This window comes from Xanthomonas sp. NCPPB 2250 (assembly GCF_056725265.1).
Genome location: NZ_CM161520.1, coordinates 1,385,457 through 1,403,549 on the forward strand (window position 1 = coordinate 1,385,457; position 18,093 = coordinate 1,403,549).

An 18,093-nucleotide genomic window follows, 5' to 3' on the forward strand; every position below is an offset into this window, starting at 1 on the left:
TCCGGTTGGATGTGCCGGCAGGGTGCGCCGGCACGGGTGACCGGATCATGACGCCGCGGTGGCCGGGTCGGCAATGCGGCGCTGCGGCAAGGCGTCGGCGGCCTGCGCCGGCCCGTCGAGGAACAGCATCTGCGGCGGTGGATGCATCAGGAACTGCTGGTGCGAGATGTTCCAGGCGTAGGCACCAGCCAGCGGGAACGCCAGGCAGTCGCCAGGCGCCAGTGCGGCCACCGGCTGGTCGCGGGCCAGCACGTCCTTGGGCGTGCACAGTTGCCCGACCAGGGTCACCCGCGCATCGCGCAGCACTGGCGGCTGCGTGCCGCGCAGCACCAGGAACGGATGATCGTGGCCCTGCGCGGCAGGCGTGCGGAAATGATGGGTGCCGCCGCGGCCGATGGCGAACTGCGCGCCATGGCTGCGCTTGATGTCCAGCACCTCCATCAGGTACCAGCCGCAGGCGGCGCTGACGTAGCGGCCCGGCTCCAGGCGCAGGCGCAGGCCCTCGCCATGCGTGCGCAGCAGCGCCGGCAATCCCGCGCAGAACGCGGCCCAGTCGAACGAGGCCGCCGGGTCGGCATAGTCCACGCCGAAGCCGCCGCCCGCGTTCACCGTCAGCGGGCCCAGCGCATAGGCCTGGCGCCAGCCCTGCACGGTCTGCAGGTAGTGCGCGATCAGGCGCAGCTGCAGTTGCGCATCGCGCTGGTGCGACAGCAGGTGGAAATGGAAGCCGTCCAGGCGCAGCCCGGCCGCGCCGCGCAGCACCTGCATGGCCGTGTCCAGGTCGTCCGCGTCCAGGCCGAACGGCGAGGGCCGCCCACCCATCACCAGACGCGTGTCCTGCATGCCCGGCACCACGATGTTCAGGCGCAGGAACACCGACAGCGGCCGCTCCCGCGATGCGGCGATGCGCGCCAGCCGCTGCAGTTCGCCCAGGCTTTCCACATGCACGCTGCAGTCGGGCAGGCTGGCGGCCAGCTGCAGTTCGGCATCGAGCTTGCCGGGGCCGCCGAACAGCAGCCGGCGCCCCGGCTGGTGCGTGTGCAGCCACTGCAGTTCGCCGCCGGAGGCGGCCTCGAAGCCGTCCACCCACGGCGCCAGCGTGCGCAGCACGGGCGGCTCGGCGTTGGCCTTGGCCGCATAGAACAGTTCGCAATCGGCCGGCAGCTGCGCGCGCAGCGTCGCCGCGTGCGCCTGCAGCGCCGCTAGGTCGTAGACGTAGGCGCAGACCGGGCCGTCGGCCTGTGCGCGCAGCCGCGCCAGCGCCGCCTGCAGCGGGGCGGAATCGATGCGCAGGCTCATGCCGCCGCCTGCCGCAGCGCGGCGCTGCCGATCGGGTTGGGCAGGAAGCTGTAGTCGGCATGGCGATCGGCGCGCTGCAACAGGCGCAGGCGCAGGTTGTTCTTGGCCGGCAGCGGCGCGCCGTCGAGCAGGGCCTGCAATGCCGGCTGCGCGCCGTGACGCTGCTGCCAGCGGCGGGCGATGTCGCCGACGATCTGCCACAGCTGCCGTTCGCGGCGGTCGTGGCCGTCGGCGAGGTGGAAGATCGCTTCGGCCAGGTTGTTGACCAGCGCGCAGTAGGCGATGCGGTTCCAGCCGCGTTCGGCGCTGTAGTACAGCGACTGTCGCGCGGTCTCGGACATGCCGGGCAGGCGTGCCGCCGGCCAGCGCGACGGCAGCAGCTTGGTGCCTTCCAGGTCGCGGATCCACACCTGTGTCGGCAGGCCGCCTTCGCAGCCGATCACGGTGTTCTGCAGGTGCGGCTCCAGCACGATGCCGTAGCCGAACCAGGCGCTCCACACGCCGTCCAGCAGCAGCTGTGCATAGGCGCGGAACCAGGCCGCCGTGGCTGCCTCCAGGCTGCTGCCGCTGCGCTGCGCCAGCGTCTGCAGCGCGGCGGTGCAGGCCGGCTGGCCGCGCGCGTCGTTGGTGAACAGCGCACCGGCCACCTGCGGGCGATAGCGCGCGCGCTGCGCCGCCGGGATCGCCTGCCGGTACAGCACGCCGAAGCTCTCGCCCAGCTCGCGGCAGGCCTGTGCATCGGCATCCAGCGCGGAGAAATCGAGGTCGGTGGCGGCCGGTTCCAGCAGCACGTGGAAGCCAAGCACGCGCTGCGCCAGCGCCTGCCAGTCCGGCGCCAGCAGGCGGGTCAGCGCCACCGCGCTTTCCAGTTCGTACCAGGCGTTCTTGCGCACGCAGTTGGTCAGGCGCACATGCACCGACAGCTTGAGGAAATGATCGAGGTCGGCGTGGTAGAGCGTGCGCACCGACGAGGTCGGGCGCAGCGCCAGGCCACGTTCGCCCAGCGGTTCGATCCAACCGCGCGCCTGCGCCTGGCGCAGCAGCGGATGCGCCAGCACGCGCTCGGCCTCCCACGGGTGGCAGGGGTACAGGTCGGCGCCGCCGCCGGCCTGTGCCAGGGTGGTGCGCACGTCATCGCCCTGTGCGCGGTACAGGCGCGGGTCGATGCGGAACCAGAACAGCGGGAAGGCGCTGCGCGCTTCCGGCGCGCAGGCCAGCACCTGGTCCAGCGGCACGCCCTCGCGGCTCTTGGGCGTGGGATGGAAGGCGTGGCCCCACAGCATCGACTGCTCGGCATCGATCAGTGCCTCGCCGGTGGGCTGGGCGGCGTCGGCCTGGCGCAGCAGCTGCGCGGTGATGGCGACGCTGTTGGCGCTCTGCGCCAGCAGTTCCAGGTTGGGCGCGTGCTCGCCTTCGCTGAGCTCCTGCAGCAGCAGGCGCACCAGCGTCTCCGCGTCCAGGCAGTGCCACGGACGGCCGTCAGCCTTCAGGTAGGGCGCCGAGGCGAAGCGGCAGCGGCCCAGGCGGTCGGCATGCGCCAGGCGCACGCACAGTGTCGCGCCCGAGTGCAGTTGCAGGCGCAGCCAGCGCTCGCCGGCGGCGGCCACGCCGGGGCGGTCCAGGCCGCGGTAGTCGAAGTCGGCCAGGCCGCGACCGAGCGCGACTTCGCGCAGGTAGCAGTTGAGCCAGCAGGTGATCGCCTGCGCTTGCGCCAGGCTGTCGTACCACGGGTCATGCATCGGCAACGGGGACATGGACGGTTCTCCGAACGGACGTGAGCATCAGGGCCGGCAGCAGCGCCAGCAGGGCGGCCGCGGCGGCGGCGAGGAACGGCACGGCCAGGCCATGGCCTTGCACCAGGGCACCGGCGAGGACGCCGCCGGCGACGCCGGCGTATTTGCCGGCGGCATCGAAGCGGCCGAACAACTGGCCCGCGCCGCGCCCGCCGGCGATCTCGGCCAGGCTGCGGTTGAGGCCGCGCAGCGCCATCCACATGCCCAGGCCGAACAGCAGCCGCGCGGCGATCAACCAGCCGGGCGCCGGCGGCGCCATCTGCAGCAGACAGGCCAGGGCGAACAGCGCCAGCCCCGCCGGCAGCGGCGACATGCGGTGGTCGCGACCGCGCCAGCACGGCATCAGCACCAGGTAGACCAGGTGCGGCAGGCTGTACAGCAGGCCGGCGACCGCGCTGCTGCCGATGCCGTGCGCCTGCGCATACGGCAGGAAGTAGGGAAAGGTCACCACCATCGCGAAACAGAACAGGAACTGCGTGGTCCACAGCGCCCAGCGCTGGCGGCGCTGCGCCGCATCCGCCTGCGGCATGGCGGATGTGGACGCAGCTGCCGCCGGCGCGCGCGGCGGATCGGCCGGCAACCGCCAGCTCAGCGCGAAGGCGAGCAACGGCAGCAGCGCCAGGTAGCGGTACAGCGACTGCGCCGGCCCCAGCGCGGTGGCCAGGCCGAGCAGCGCCGGCGCGGTGACCATCGCCAGGCGTGCCGAGAACTGTGTCCAGTCCAGCGCCCGCGCCAGCGAGCCACTCTGCGCCTGGCTGCTGAGATAGGCGTTGGTCGCGGCCAGCGAGCCGCCGCAGGCGCCCTGCACGACCAGGCCGGCGACCAGCCAGCCCAGGTTCGGCGCGAAGCCGGCCATGAGGAAGCCAAGCGCCAGGCCGAGTTGCGCGCGCAGCAGCGAGCGCTTGCGCCCGTAGCGGTCGGCCAGCCGCCCCCAGGCGCTGGCGGTGAGCGCGGTGCACAGCGTCGGCAGCACGTACAGCACGCCGCTCCAGCCGATCGCCGCGCCCGGCGCGAGCTGCTGCAGCACCTGCGGCAGGAACAGCGGCATGCCCAGCGCGGTGAAGGCAGCCAGATAGTGCGCGGCCAGCACCGGGCCGAGGAGGCGCTTCATCGCCCCGCCCCGGCCGCGACCGCGCGCGCCGGCAGTGCATCCTCGCGCAGCAGGTTGGGCGCGCTGTCGCCGTAGAACTTGTTGATGTCCGCCGCGCCGGTGATCTGCTTGCCGAGCAGGCTGCCGGCGCTGAGCAGGTACTTCACCGGCAGCGTGGGCGCGTCCAGCAGCGCCTGCGCCGGGGCGGTGTCGATGCCGTCCTCGCGCAGCGCGCGCAGGGTGCCGTGCAGGCGCGCGCGCAGCAGTGCGTACAGCGGGGCACGCAGCCCCGGCTGCCGTTCCGCCAGCCCTTCCAGCACCGCCTGCAGATCCAGTTGCAGGATGATGGTGCAGAACATCCGCGCCAGCGCGGCGTCGTCCTGCACCACGATGCGCGCGTCGCGCGGAGCGCCCAGCGCGGCCAACGCCGGCCGTTGCGCGTGCAGCCGCGGCAGCAGCACCCGCGCCGCGTCGTTGTCCTTGAGCAGCAGCCGCGGCGCGCGGCCGGCGGCGTAGATCAGCACGCTGTTCTGCTGATTGGCCTCCAGCGCGATGCCGTAGCGCAGCCACAGCCGCAGGTGTACCTGGCACATCAGCGCCAGGTAGCCGTCCCACCAGGCGGCGAGGTCGCCGCCATGGAAGCGCTCGGCCAGGTGCACGGCCAGCGGCCGGCCATCGGGCAGCGTCGCGCACAGGCCGGCCACCGGCACCAGGGTCGCCTCCGGCAACGCCGGATAGCGGCGCAGCAGGTAGGAGAGGTGGCGTGTCTCGCCGACATGGCCGGCATGCGCCTCGTCCACGTGCAGGTAGCGTTCGCCCAGCGCCGGATCGTGCGCGGCGAGGTCGCACAACACGCGTTCGAACCAGTGCCCGTCGTACAGCGTGGACGGCTTGATCAGGCGCAGGTTGAGCGCGCCGAGGGTGCGCATCGGCACCGGCAGCTTCAGATGATGATCGGGAAACGCCAGCGGGATCACCGTGCGCAGCGACAGCGACGGGCGCACCTGCAGCCACGGCTGCGGCGCGGCGATCGCGCCGTCCGGCAGGGCGAAGCCGTCCTCGCCCAGCCGCGCGAAGATCAGCGGGTGCAGCGGCCAGGCGACGTGGTCGGCGTCCAGCGCCGGATCCAGGCCGAGCATGCTCGGGCGCGGCCAGAACGCCGGCGGCGGGGTGGTCTGGGTGACCTGTGCGACCGGCAGCGCCAGCCAGCGCAGGGCGAAGCTGGGGCCGAACTCCGGTGCGTAGCGCGGCAGGTCGGCATCGTCCAGACCGAGCTTGGCGCGCGCACTGGGATAGAACGGATGGTCGCGGTGGCTGGCCAGTTGTTCGCAGCGGTAGGCGCGTTCGTGCGCGTCGGCGGCGTCCAGCGCGGTGGCCAGCAGCGGCTGTTGCTGTGCGTAGGCCTGTCGCGCCAGCGCGCGCTGGCGCACCGCGCAGTCGGCTTCCTCGACATAGGCGCGGTGCAACGCCTGGGTTTCCGCGTCGAGCCCGGCGCCCAGCCGTGCCAGCCACTGCGCGGCGCCGGATTCGTAGGCAGCTTGTTGCCCGGTGTGCACGACCCAGCCGTCGCTGCAGGCGCTCACGGTCTGCAGGTAACCGGCGCGGCGCAGCGGCAGCCATAGTTCGCCGTCGGGCAGGTGCGCGATGCGCCACCAGATGGCGTCCGCGGGCAGCGACGCCTGCGCCCAGGCGGCGAGCACCGCCGGCGGCGGGGTGGCCGCGGCGCCGCGGCTGACGATGCCGCGCAGGTCTTCGCGCAGGCAGGCGTCGATCACGCGCAGGTCGATGTAGCGGCGGTCGGCGTCCTGGTTCATGCCGCCACTCCGGTGGTGGTGTCGATGCGCCAATGCAGCGACGCCTCGGTGCTGGCCAGCGCCTGCTGCAGGTCCGCCTCGGTATCGGCGAGCACGTCCAGCACGCCCAGGTAATCCTTGTTGGAATGGCTCAGGCGGATGGCGTCGCCGGGTTGCCGCAGGCGCCGGTAGCGTGCCTCCCAGTGCGTATCGCTGCTGGCGTGGTCGGCGCTGGCCACCGCCAGCGTGCCGTCGTGCTCGGCCACGTAGTAGCGCACCAGCGCCTGCGCGCGGCGCGCCTGCAGCACCGGCAGCGGCCGGCCCAGGTGCAGGCCGAGCACGCTGTCGAACCAGTGTCCGCCGAACAGGCGATCGAGCAGGAATTCGCGGCCGTCGCCGATGCTGCGGTAGTTGATCTCCACCAGCACCGGGCCGTCGGCGGTGAGGATGAACTCGCTGTGGCACACGCCGAAGCCGATGCCGAACGCCTGCAGTTGCGCCAGCGCCTGCTGCAGCACCGGGGTGTCGATGGCGCTGCGCCAGCGCGCCTCGCATTCGACGAAATGCGGTGGCGCCGACAGCTGCACGTCGAAGCCGCCGATCGGCTGCAGGCTGCGCCCGTCGCCCAGCGTTTCCAGGGTGAACAGCGGACCCTCCAGCACGCTCTCCAGCAGCACGCTGCGCTGCGGGTGGCGCTGCCAGAAATCATCGAGGTAGGCCTGCAGCGCCGCCGCGTCGGCGCAGTGGCGCACGTCCAGGCTGGCCACGCCTTCGCGCGGCTTGGCGATCAGCGGCCAGGGCGCCTGCGCCGGCGGTTGCCCGCCCGGCGCCAGGCTGCAGAACCACGGCGCCGGCAGGCCGAGCGCGCGCAGCCGCTGGCGCATCGCCGCCTTGTTCTTGGCCGCGTAGCAGACCTGCCAGTCCTTGCCCGGCACGCCGAGCGCGGCGGCGACCACGGCGGCGCTGGTCTGCAGGTGGTCGCTGTTGCTGAACACCGCGCGCGGTGGCTGCGGCAGGCCGCCGAGCAGGTCGAGCACGCCCAGCGGATTGAACACGTCGCACTCCAGCACCTGCACCGGTGCGGCCGGCGGATGGCGGCGGAAGTGGTCGAGGTGGGCGTGGCGGTGGTCGGTCAGCAGCAGCACCGGCACGCCCAGGCGCTGCGCGGCGGGAAGGAAGCCATCGGTCACCGCCGGGTGGCAGACGTGGCTGAGGAGCAGCAGGGGAGCGTCGTGCGAGGTCATGTGCGGGTCTCGTCGGGCGCAGGCGCACGCACGCCACCGGCGCGGCCGCGCGGAGGCGGACACGGGAGGCATGCGCCGCGGCTGCGGCAGGGTCGCGTGGTTGCCTGGCGCATCGCATCGGGCGCGCGCTGGGTGGGGAAGGACGCGGCTGCGTCCGTTGCACTGGCCCGCGTCTCCCGCGGGCGGCGGCGCGCCGTGCTGGCGCGCGGTGGTGCGGTGACCGGCGTCGTCGTCCGACGCCGGGGTGGATCAGAATTTGTACTCGAGGCCGACGGTGACGCTGCGGCCTGGCGCCGGCTGCCGGCCCCAGGGGCTGGTGTCGATGCCGCGGTACCAGTACTTGCGATCGAACAGGTTGTTGACCGCCAGCGACGCGCTGAGCTTGCCGCTGGCGCCTTCGCTGAGCACCTGGCTCAGCTGCGCGTTCCACACCCAGTAGGCCGGCAGTTCGCCGACCGAGCCGATCGCGTTCTCCTGCACGGTGTTGGCCGCATCGCTGAAGGCGCGGCTGAAGTAATAGCTGGAAACGGCGACGGTGGTGTGACCGGAGTCGGGCCGGTACGACGCGCCGAGGGTGAGCTGGTTGCGCGAGGTGTAGGGCACGCGCAGGCCGTCGTACACGCCCGATTTCTGCCGTGCGTCCAGATAGGCGTAGCCGGCGTTGAGGGTCAGCGCGCGCAGTTGCGCCGGGCTCCACTGCAGTTCCACTTCGCCGCCCTGGTGGCGTGTCTTGCCGAGGTTGCGGTAGGTGCGCGTGGTGTTGTCGAGCTGGATCTGCTGGTCGAAGTCGATCAGGTAGCCGCCGAACTGCACGCGGGTGCGTTCGTTGGGCTGGTAGCGCGCGCCGGCCTCGTAGTTCCAGGCCAGTTCGGCGTCGAGGTTGTCGCCGAAGATGATCTGGGTGACCTGCGGCGCGCGCAGCGAGCGCTGCCCGTCGGCGTACAGGTACCACTGCGGGCTGGCCTGGACGCCCAGGGTCAGACCGGGCAGCACGTCGTCGGTCTTGTTGCGCGTGCGCGCGCCGCTGGCCAGGTTGTAGTAGCGCGAATCGACCTGCTCGTAGCGCAGGCCGGGGGTGACGGTGACGCGGCCGTCGGCGAAGGCGATCGCGTCGCTGACGTAGGCGGCGGCGCCGCGGTCCTTGAAGCGCCAGTCGCGCACCAGGGTGTACAGGCCATCGCTCAGGCGGGTGTTGCCGACCAGGAAGTCGATGTCCTCGTTGATCGCGCGCGCGCCCAGCGTCCACTGCTGGCGCACCGCGCCGTCGCCCATCGTCCAGCTCAGCCGCGGCTCGCTGCCGTAGACGCGGAAATCGCGCGGCGCGCTCTGCCGCAGCTGCGGCGGCAGGTCGGGGCGCCAGGTCTCGCTGGAGGCCGACCGCATGCCGACGATGAAGTTGCGGCTGCTGCGCGCGCTGAAGTTGCTCCAGTCCAGGCGCAGGTCCTGGAACGGCCCCACATCGCCGAAGTCCTGCTGGTAGACCAGCGAGGCGCGCGTGGTACGGCCGTTGAACTCATCCAGCGGCCGCGTCGACTGGCGCGGATCGCGCAGGTAGTCGGCGGTGGACAAGGCGCCGGCCATGTCCATGTCGGCGACGTAGCGCTGCACGCTGGCCTTGAGCAGTTTGTCCGGCGCCAGCCACCACTCCGCGCGCAGGCGCAGGTTCTTGATGTCGGTGGCGCTGTGCTCGCGCCAGTAGTCGCCCTTGGTCCAGTTGGCGTCCAGTTGCAGGCCGAAGGTATCGCTGGCGTAGCCGCCGGTACTGATCGCGGTGTCGCCCAGGTAATGCCCGGCGCCGCCGGCGGTGACCTTCTGCCCCAGCGTGGTGGTCCAGGTGGTGGGGATGTCCGGGCTGATCAGGTTGATCACGCCGCCGACGTTGTTGGGGCCGTACTGCACCGCCGCGCCGCCGCGCACGATGTCGATGCGGTCGACCTGGTTCAGGCCGACCGGGAACAGCGACAGGCTGGTCTGCCCATACGGCGCCAGCGCCAGCGGAATGCCGTCTTCCAGTACCTGCACGCGGCCGCTGCGGCTCTCGTACAGGCCGCGCAGCATGATCTGCGGCAGCGCGCCGGTGCCGGTCTCGTCGAACACCTTGATTCCCGGCACCTTCTGCAGCGCGTCGTCCAGCGAGCGGTTGGCGCCGGTGCGCAGCTGCGTGCTGTCGATCACCTGGCGGCTGCCGGCGTAGTGCTGCACGTCCTCGACGGTGGAGCGGCCGAGCAGGCTGCCCTGTACCTGCACCGCGTCGAGCTGGCGGATCCGCGCCTGCGCGTCGGCGTCGGGCGGCGTGTCCTCGGCGCGCGCGCTGGAAGGGGCGAGCATGGCGGCGGCGAGGGCGACGGGCAGCAGCGAAGGGGAAAGCGAAGCGATCAAGACGACGACTCCAGAGGCACGAAAACGGTCAGGGACTGCGCAGGTCGGCCGCGCGCTGGCGCAACGCGGCCTGCAGCAGCGCGCGGTCTTCGCCGGCGAACAGCCACTGCAGGTCCGCCTGCGCCAGCCAGTGCGCGCGTTGCGCGGCGTCGCGGGGATTGGGGCAGAAGGGAACGCCAGCAGCGCGGCAGGCCGCGTCGATCGCCAGCAGCTGTTCCCAGACCTGCGGATGGGTGGGCTGCGGGCCGACGCCCAGGTCCAGCGCCAGGTCCAGCGCGCCTTCCATCACCAGCGACACGCCGGGCACCTGCAGGATCTGCGGCAGGGCGCGCACGCCGGCGGCGCTCTCGATCATCGGGATCACGCGCAGGCGCGCGCGGCTGCCGGCGATGTAATCGGCCAGGGCCACGCTGCCGAAGCCGGTGACGCGGCCGCCGGTGATGCCGCGGCGGCCGTGCGGCGGGAAGTGCGCGGCGGCGACCGCGCGCTCGGCCTGCTCGGCGCTGTCCAGCCCGGCCAGGACCACGCCGCGGGCGCCGGCGTCGAGTACCCGGCCGATCAGCTTGGCATCGACCTCGGGCACGCGCACCCAGGGTTCGCAGCCGCCCAGCTCGCAGGCGCGGATGGCGTGCTCCAGCTCGGCGGGCGAGCGCAGCACGTGTTCCAGATCGAGTACCGCGAAGTCGTAGCCGACATGCCCGAACATCTCGCACAGCAGGGCACTGGGCACGGAGTTGAGCAACCCGATCTTGCAGGCCATGGGGGGAGGGCGCGCGGAACTGGGGAAGGGAGCGCAATCCTGCCGTAAACGAGAATGCTTATCAAGACGATCGGCCGCGGGCCTTCCCAGCCGCCGTAGACGCTTTCTGTGCGCTACCGCGCTTTTCGCTGCGACTCACTCTCCGAAGAGGAGCCGCTTTTGCGAATCCCCAATCCCCAATCCCCAATCCCTGCGGTCAAGGCCTCAGCGCGCCGCGGCACGCATCCCCCGATACGGCGGCGTCGCCATCACCATTTCCGCCAGCGAATAGGCCAGTTCGCGCTCGGCCATCACCGTGCCGTCGGCGCCGTGGTCGAGCAGGTGCTTGACCTCGGCGTCGCTGTGCGCACGCGCCAGCAGGGTCAGCGCCGGGTTCAGCGCACGCAGTTTGGCCAGGGCTTCGCCGGCTTCCAGCGGTTGCGGGATCGCCAGGATCGCGATCTTGGCCCGGTCCGGGTGCGCCTCGGCCAGCACCCGGTCGGCGGCGGCGCTGCCGCGGATGCCGGGGATGCCGTCGGCGTGGGCGCGCTCGACGTGGTCGCGGTTGTCGTCGATCACCAGCACCGGCACGCCGCGCTCGCGCAGCACCGCCGCCAGCGCGCTGCCGACCCGGCCGTAGCCGATCACGATGGCGTGGTCGACCAGGTCCAGCGACGGGCCCGGCGGCAGTTCCGGTTCCACCGTCACCGGCGCCTCCACCGCCTGCCGCGCCTGCCAGCGATCCAGCCAGGTGAACAGCAGCGGGTTGGCGATGATCGACAGCAGCGCGCCGGCCAGGATCAGGTCGCGGCCGGTCTCGGGCAGGATCGCCAGGCTCACGCCCAGGCCGGCGAGGATGAAGGAGAACTCGCCGATCTGCGCCAGGCTGGTGGAGATGGTCAGGGCGATGCCGGTGGGGTGGCCGAACGCCCGCACGATCACGAAGGCGGCCAGCGACTTGCCGACGGTGATGGTCAGGAACGTGGCCAGCACCTGCCAGGGATGCTCGAGCAGGATGTGCGGATCGAACAGCATGCCCACCGAAACGAAGAACAGCACCGCGAAGGCGTCGCGCAGCGGCAGCGAGTCGTTGGCGGCCTTGTGGCTGAGCTCGGACTCCTTCAGCAGCATGCCGGCGAAGAACGCGCCCAGCGCGAACGACACGCCGAACAGAGTGGCCGAGCCGAACGCCACGCCCAGCGCGATCGCCAGCACCGACAGGGTGAACAGTTCGCGCGAGCCGGTCGCGGCGACCTTCTCCAGCGCCCACGGAATCGCGCGGCGGCCGACCACCAGCATCACCGCCACGAAGGCGGCCATCTTCAGCAGGGTGACGCCGAGCGCGCCGAGGATTGCCCCGGTGTCGGCGCCCTTGCCGCCGAGCGCGTCGGCCAGCGCGGGCAGCAGCACCAGCGCGAGCACCATCACCAGGTCCTCCACGATCAGCCAGCCGACCGCGATGCGCCCGCGCAGGGTTTCCAGCAGGCGCCGTTCCTCCATCGCCCGCAGCAGCACCACGGTACTGGCCACCGACAGCGCCAGGCCGAACACCAGGCCGTGCAGGGTCGGCCAGCCCATGCTCCAGGCCAGCCCCCAGCCGAGCAGGGTGGCGACCGCGATCTGCGCCAGCGCGCCGGGGATCGCGATCCACTTTACTTCCATCAGGTCTTCGAGAGAGAAGTGCAGCCCCACCCCGAACATCAGCAGCATCACCCCCAGTTCCGACAACTGGTTGGCCAGGGCCTGGTCGGCGACGAAGCCCGGCGTGAACGGGCCCACGCAGATGCCCGCCACCAGATAGCCGACCAGCGGCGAGAGTTTGAGGCGATGGGCGAGCGTGCCGAGGATGAAGGCGAGCGCGAGCCCGACCGCGATGATGTCGATGAGACTGGTGTCGTGATGCATTCAGGATCGCAGAACAAGTAGGCCCCGAGTGTCGCCGATCGGGGCTTTTGTCGGCAAATCGGTAGGGGGCGCCAAACGGCCGGCGGAGCCGGGGCATCGTGATTGGGCCACAGGCCTATTACGTCGAGGGCTGCGCGTGCGGCGACAACGGGACCATCTCGGGCGGCGGCTGGGCGGCTGGGCAGCTGGCATCGGGAGCGGGCGGCCGCGAGACGCATGCCCCCGGCATCGCGCAGATGGGGGCACGGGCACGCTTGCCAGGGTCGGCGAGCCGCGCAACCGGCGCCCCTGGTAGTGCGGTATCCAGGCCCCGGGCTTCTGCTCCCCGACACCCTGAGTGGGATGGAAGTCGCAGCGATCGGGTCCCCCGCGCAACTCCCTGTCAGGAAAGGCATTACAGCGGATGATGGACGTTATCTGTCTACTGTTTCGGCCCATCCCGTGGTGTATGTTTGCGCCAATTAGGTGTCCTGCCAGGACCAGGGTGGCATGGCTAGACTGAAGACATTCGCGAAGGGACTGCTCCTGAGCTCCGTGTACTGCGCCGGATACCTGATGGCGTGGCAGTTGTCTCTGGACCAATGGTTCCTGCCCGCCGGCCTGCGCGCGGCCGTGTTGCTGTTCATGCCCTTGCGGCTATGGCCCTACTTGCTGCTTGGCGATGCCGCTGCGCTGCTGGTGCTGCGTGTGCCGCTGATCGACGAGGGACAGAGCGCGGCCTGGGCCTATCTCAGCCCGTTGCTGCTGATGCCGCTGTCGGCGCTGGTGCCGTTGTGGTTCCGCCGCCGCGTCCCCGACATGCTGGTCTGGCAGCAGCGGTTGCTGCCGGTGGTGCTTGGCATGGCGCTGTGGGGCGTGCTGATCAACAAGGCGCTGAACTGGGTGCTGGATGGGCCGACCACCGACATCAACGTCGAGAACGCGCTGAAGTTCTGGGTCGGTAACTATCTCGGCATCCTGGTGTTCGTGTTGCCGGCCTTGCTGTGGGTGCGCCGCGAAGGCACCGCGCTGATGTCGCGTGGGCTGATGCACGACAGCCTGCGCGCGGCGCTGATGGTGGCGGTCCTGTTCGCGGCGGCGATGAACGTACCGGATGGAGTGGCGCGCCAGTTCCTGCTGGTGATGATGATCGTGCCGGGTTTCTGGCTGACCCTGGGCCACGAGTGGCGCGGTGCTGCGGTCGGCATCGTCATGGCCGACATCGCGGTGGCGATGGCGCTTGCCAAGTCGCATCACGCCGGTGCGTTCGACCTGGAAACCTTCTACGTGCAGATGCTGGTGTCGTTCGCCGCCACCACGCTGTTCGTGCTCGGTACCCGCATCGCCGGGGTGATGGACCAGGCTCGGCGCCTGGGCTTCGCCGAACAGGAGGCGCTGCAGGTGGCCCAGGCCAGCTATATGTCGGCCGAGCGCACCCTGCGTAATCGCGTGATCGAGTACACCGACATCCACGTGCACATCAACAAGCTGCGCCGCGACATCGCCAGCACGCTGAAGGAGCATGGCCACTACGCCGCGGCGATGGAAATGAACCGTACCGGGGTGATCCAGGCGCAGTTGCTGGACGATTACGTCGCGGCACTGTATCCGCTGGATATCGAAACCCACGGCCTGTACGGCGCGCTGAACTCCATCGCCTTCGCCAACGCCTGCGATACCGAGGTCGAGGCGCGCCTGCGCGGGGATTCGCGGCGGCTGTCGATCGGGCTGCAACTGGCGGCGTATCGCTGCGTGCTCAATGCCATGGAAATCCTGCCCGATGCGGGCCGGCACACGATCACCGCACGGGTCTGGTCGGCACGCGGCAAGCGCGGCGTAGTAGTGACGGTGGAAGCCGACGCGGCGATGCCGGGCAGCGGCCGCAAGCATCACAGCGCCAACGAGATGGACTGGGAACTGGCCAGCCGGTTGAAGGCTCATGACGGCACCTGCCGGCGCCGTCATGAGCAAAAGATCAGCTTCCTGATCTCCGAGCCGCTGGAAAAGACCGTTACTTCTTGATGGTCACGGTCCAGACGTCGCCGTTGGCGCTGCTGGCCAGCTGCACGGTGAAGTAGCGCGCATCGTAGACCACGGTGCCGCGGCTGCTGTCGAAGGTGTCGACGGTGCTCACCCGATCCACGTCCTTGCCCATCGGCGTCACCCAGGCGGTGTCGCCGACGCGGCCGATCGCGCCACGCACCTGGCCGGTGGAGTCGTTGATCTGCAGGTAGGTCACGCCGTTGCGCTCGAACTGGTAGATGCGCGCCGACGCGTTGGTGGACAGATTGGTCGCCGCCGGCGCGCTTTCACCCAGACCACGGATGGAGATCGGGCTGCCGTTGCCGCCGCTCGGGCAACAGCTCTGCGCATAGGCGCTGGACGCCAGCGCCGAGCACGCGACGATGCCTGATAGCACCGCTATTTTTGAAGTTTTCCACATGACACGGTCCTTCCCCGGATGGGGCTTTTTTGCCTGCCGTTCAGGCGATTCCACATTACGCGAATCGCAACAGGCCACTGTTGACAAATAATCAATCGATTCATACTTGTGATGTGGCTCACGCTTATTTTTGCGGAAGAATTCCCGCAAATACGCCGCATCGGCTTGCTCAGGTATGGCCCCAGGTCACGCGCGATTCGCGTGACCATCCGGCATCGCCGGGGTGTCGGGCGTGGACCTTACTGCAGTTTCCATGCCATACAGTGCAGGCCTGTCCTCGCGGTGCAGCAGGGCATTTTGTTTATGGCGTTCCGTTTTCCGCACAGCCAAGTAATGCCGAATGCCACTGTCGATGGCGAGCGAGTTGCATCGTGGGGAAAATCCATCGCGCCGTCGCCCGGCGTTTGTCGAATGCGATCACGAGTCGTGCCGTGTCTGAGATGGCCATCACCGACGTGACGCGATGGGTGCAGTCGGGTGGCCGGATCCGCCCGGATCGCGCGGCGAATGTTTGACGCCTCTGCGCGTCGCTGCCGGCCGCGATCAGGCGGAGTGCCGCTGCAAACGCATGGTTCGAACGGACGACGGCGCGAGTGCGATGCGTTGCCGAACGGAGACGAGGTTGATGAGCGCGCGCTTGCCGACGCTTCGTCACCGCTGCGTTGGTGCCCATCCGATTCCTGCGTCAGCGGCGTAGCGCCGCACGCCATCGAGACCGACCCGGCGGACATGCGGTCGCGGCGTTGTCTGCGATGAACGTGGCGGCGGCGGTGCCGGGACACCGCCGCCGCAATGCATCACCAGCTGTAGTTGACGTTGGCGTAAGCGAAGGCGCCGTTGAAGCCGAACGGCGAGGAGGTGCTGTACGGCAGATAGGTGCGGGTGCCGGCGCCGGCGCGCGAGCGGTCGGGATACTCGTTGAGCACGTTGTCGCCGCCGACGGTCACGCGCCAGCGGCCCAGCGTGTAGGCCGCCGACAGGTCCAGGGTCCATTTGGCCGCGTAGGTCTGGTCGGCGGCCGGCGTGGTGCCGAAGTCGGTGAATTCGCCCCAGCGCGTGGCGGTGGCGGTGAAGGCCCAGGCGCCGGGCGACCACACGCTGCTCAGGAAGAACTTGTCGCGCGGCGAACCACGGGTGATGCGGCCGATCTCGGCGCGGCCGATGCGCACCGCGGTCGGGTCGATCGCTTCCAGCACCGCCGGGTTGCCGGCGATCTTCTCGATGTCGGTCTTGTTGTAGTTGTAGCCAGCGGTGAGGTCGAGGCTGCTGGCGGGCAGCGCCAGCTTGTAGGTGCCGATGGCGTCCACGCCCTGGGTCTTGGTGTCGATGGCGTTGGTGAAGTAGCGGCCGCCGCCGATGCCGGCGTAGCCATTGCCCTGCAGGTAGTTGCGCACGGCGGTGGAGGTGAGATTCTCCGAGAGCACGATGCGGTCGTCGATGTCGATGCGGTAGGCGTCGAGGGTGATGTACAGCGCGTCCACCGGCTGCAGCACCAGGCCCAGGCCGTAGTTCTTGGACTTCTCGGCTTTCAGCGGCTCGGCGCCGAGCGCGATCGCCGCCGGGTTGTCGGTGCGGAAGGTGCCGATCTCGAACGGTGTGGCGGCGATGCTGCCGTCGGGTTGGGCGACGTTGATGAAGTTGGTGGCGACCGACTGGAAATACTGCTGCTGCAGCGACGGTGCGCGGAAGCCGGTGGAGACGGTGGCGCGCAGCGCGACCTTCGGACTGAAGGCGTAGCGCAGCGAGAGCTTGCCGGTGGCGGTGTCGCCGAAGTCGCTGTAGTTCTCGTAGCGCCCGGCCAGGCCGGCGGAGAACTTGTCGGTGATGTCGCCTTCCAGGTCGAGGTAGGCCGAATAGCTGTTGCGATCGTAGTGGCCGGAGTCGCTGGGCTTGAAGCCGGCGAACACCTGCGCGCCCGGCAGCAGCGTGCCGTTGGCCGAGGGAATGCCGCCGTTGACGTAGGACGCCGGCGCGCCCGGCGATTCGTTGAATTTCTCGCCGCGCCACTCGGCGCCGAAGGCCAGGGTGAGCGGGTAGGCCAGGCCGACTTCCAGCGATTTGCTGAAGTCGGCGTTGAGCACGTTCTGGGTGACCTGCAGCGCGCCCGCATAGAACTCGGTGGGGCTGGCCAGGCCCAGGCTGTTGTTGAGGCTGTGGCGCACGTCGAAACTCAGATCGTTGCGGCCGTAGTTGTAGCTGAGGTCGATGGCCAGGCCGCCGGCGGTGCTGGACTTGACCCCGCCGACCCAGGACACGTCCTTGCTGACGTTGTAGATCTGCGGCAGGAAGCCATCGGGGTAGATCTCCGGGCGGTTGCGGTTGTCGCCGGACCAGCGGAAGTAACCGTTGGACAGCACCTCGCGGCGGCTGAGCATCGCGTAGGAATAGAAGGTGATGTAGTCGGCCGGGCTGTACTGGCCGTTGTAGGAGACCGCGCCCTGGTCCACGTCGGGGTCGCCGTAGCGCTGCTGCACCTGGCCCTGGTACGGCGTGGCGCGGTCGGTCTGGTCCTGGTGTCCGGCCTGCGCGGCGAAGTGCACTGTGCCGGTCTCGGCGAAGGTGAGGCCGGCATCGCCGGAGAGCTGGTACTGCTCGCCGTCGCCGGCGCTGTACTTGCCGTAGCGCCCGGCCAGGCTGCCGCCCGTGCCGCTGCCCTTGAGCACGATGTTGATGACGCCGGCGATGGCATCGGAACCGTATTGCGCGGAGGCACCGTCGCGGAGCACTTCGATGCGTTCGACCGCGGCGATGGGAATGGTGTTGAGATCGGCCGGCGAGGAGCCGCGGCCCTGCGCGCCGTTGAGGTTGACCAGCGCGGTGGTGTGGTAGCGCTTGCCGTTGACCAGCACCAGCACCTGGTCCGGCGAGAGCCCGCGCAACTGCGCCGGGCGCACCGCATCGGAGCCGTCGGTGATCGCCGGGCGCGGGAAGTTCAGCGACGGCACCGCGCGCGACAGCGCAGTGGCCAGTTCGGTGGTGCCGGTGGACTGCAGCGTCTCCGGCGAGATGATGTCGATCGGCGAAGCCGATTCGGCGACGGTGCGATCGGCCACACGCGTCCCGGTCACGATGACGGTGTCCAGCGTTTGCGCGTTGCCGGAGTTCTGCGCGTGGACCGAAACGGCGGACGTCGCCAGGCACAGGGCGACGGCGTGGGCGAGCGGAGTGAGCGTGCGCGTCATGGGGGAGGCGGCTCCAGAAGTGGGGGGAGGCGCCGCTGCATGCGCACTCCCCTGTCCCCTGGCGGATGCGACGACGCGACCTAGGGATTACCGGTTGATGTCAGTGGAGTCAATATTCCGTTAAGCCTGATGCCGAGGTTGCAATTGCAACCACCGCTGCAGGCGTTGCGGCAGCGCCAATCCCGGGATTTTCCGGGCGTGTAGACAAAACGCCGGCCATGCGCACGGACATGGTGCACGGCGGTGC

The 18,093-nt window shown here is 70.2% G+C and carries 11 protein-coding genes; 1 reads left to right on the plus strand and 10 read right to left on the minus strand.

The annotated features are described in order from the left end of the window. Window positions 1-45: 45 nt before the first annotated feature. The 8 genes from AC1PMG_RS05780 to ybaL all read right to left on the minus strand — a co-directional run bounded on the left by AC1PMG_RS05780 (window position 46) and on the right by ybaL (window position 12,242). The gene (locus AC1PMG_RS05780) at window positions 46-1,299 is read right to left on the minus strand and encodes a type III PLP-dependent enzyme (protein WP_481110965.1); all 1,254 of its coding nucleotides are present in this window, start codon (window positions 1,297-1,299) and stop codon (window positions 46-48) included. Continuing rightward, the gene (locus AC1PMG_RS05785; RefSeq protein WP_481110966.1) at window positions 1,296-3,053 is read right to left on the minus strand and encodes an IucA/IucC family protein; all 1,758 of its coding nucleotides are present in this window, start codon (window positions 3,051-3,053) and stop codon (window positions 1,296-1,298) included. The genes AC1PMG_RS05780 and AC1PMG_RS05785 overlap by 4 nt, the downstream gene beginning before the upstream one ends. Beyond that, window positions 3,031-4,203 carry an MFS transporter gene (locus AC1PMG_RS05790; RefSeq protein WP_481110967.1) on the minus strand — a complete coding sequence of 391 codons (1,173 nt, stop codon included), beginning with the start codon at window positions 4,201-4,203 and terminating at the stop codon, window positions 3,031-3,033. Before AC1PMG_RS05790 ends, AC1PMG_RS05785 begins: the two co-directional genes overlap by 23 nt. Further along, on the minus strand, window positions 4,200-5,996 hold the full coding sequence (locus tag AC1PMG_RS05795; RefSeq protein WP_481110968.1) for an IucA/IucC family protein: 1,797 nt from the start codon (window positions 5,994-5,996) through the stop codon (window positions 4,200-4,202). The genes AC1PMG_RS05790 and AC1PMG_RS05795 overlap by 4 nt, the downstream gene beginning before the upstream one ends. After that, a complete protein-coding gene (locus tag AC1PMG_RS05800; RefSeq protein WP_481110969.1) occupies window positions 5,993-7,219 on the minus strand; it encodes an ATP-grasp domain-containing protein in 1,227 nt (408 codons plus the stop codon). The genes AC1PMG_RS05795 and AC1PMG_RS05800 overlap by 4 nt, the downstream gene beginning before the upstream one ends. A 249-nt stretch (window positions 7,220-7,468) precedes the next feature. Then, entirely contained in the window at window positions 7,469-9,547 is a 2,079-nt protein-coding gene (locus AC1PMG_RS05805) for a TonB-dependent receptor family protein (protein WP_481111616.1), read from the minus strand. A gap of 79 nt (window positions 9,548-9,626) precedes the next feature. Beyond that, complete coding sequence (locus tag AC1PMG_RS05810) at window positions 9,627-10,358, minus strand: HpcH/HpaI aldolase family protein (protein WP_150409772.1); 732 nt, start codon at window positions 10,356-10,358, stop codon at window positions 9,627-9,629. 204 nt (window positions 10,359-10,562) lie between these two features. Beyond that, window positions 10,563-12,242 carry a YbaL family putative K(+) efflux transporter gene (gene ybaL / locus AC1PMG_RS05815; protein ID WP_342074076.1) on the minus strand — a complete coding sequence of 560 codons (1,680 nt, stop codon included), beginning with the start codon at window positions 12,240-12,242 and terminating at the stop codon, window positions 10,563-10,565. A gap of 489 nt (window positions 12,243-12,731) precedes the next feature. On the opposite strand from ybaL, the gene AC1PMG_RS05820 reads away from it, so the two are divergent. Continuing rightward, window positions 12,732-14,243: an MASE1 domain-containing protein gene (locus AC1PMG_RS05820; protein ID WP_342074075.1), complete on the plus strand. Its 1,512-nt coding sequence runs from the start codon at window positions 12,732-12,734 to the stop codon at window positions 14,241-14,243. Here AC1PMG_RS05820 and AC1PMG_RS05825 read toward each other — a convergent pair. Together AC1PMG_RS05825 and AC1PMG_RS05830 are read right to left on the minus strand one after the other, a co-directional pair. Next, on the minus strand, window positions 14,233-14,664 hold the full coding sequence (locus AC1PMG_RS05825; RefSeq protein ID WP_026144368.1) for a hypothetical protein: 432 nt from the start codon (window positions 14,662-14,664) through the stop codon (window positions 14,233-14,235). The two genes, AC1PMG_RS05820 and AC1PMG_RS05825, sit on opposite strands and share 11 nt — an antisense overlap. Before the next feature lie 797 nt (window positions 14,665-15,461). Continuing rightward, on the minus strand, window positions 15,462-17,846 hold the full coding sequence (locus tag AC1PMG_RS05830; RefSeq protein WP_481110970.1) for a TonB-dependent receptor plug domain-containing protein: 2,385 nt from the start codon (window positions 17,844-17,846) through the stop codon (window positions 15,462-15,464). Window positions 17,847-18,093: the final 247 nt, after the last annotated feature.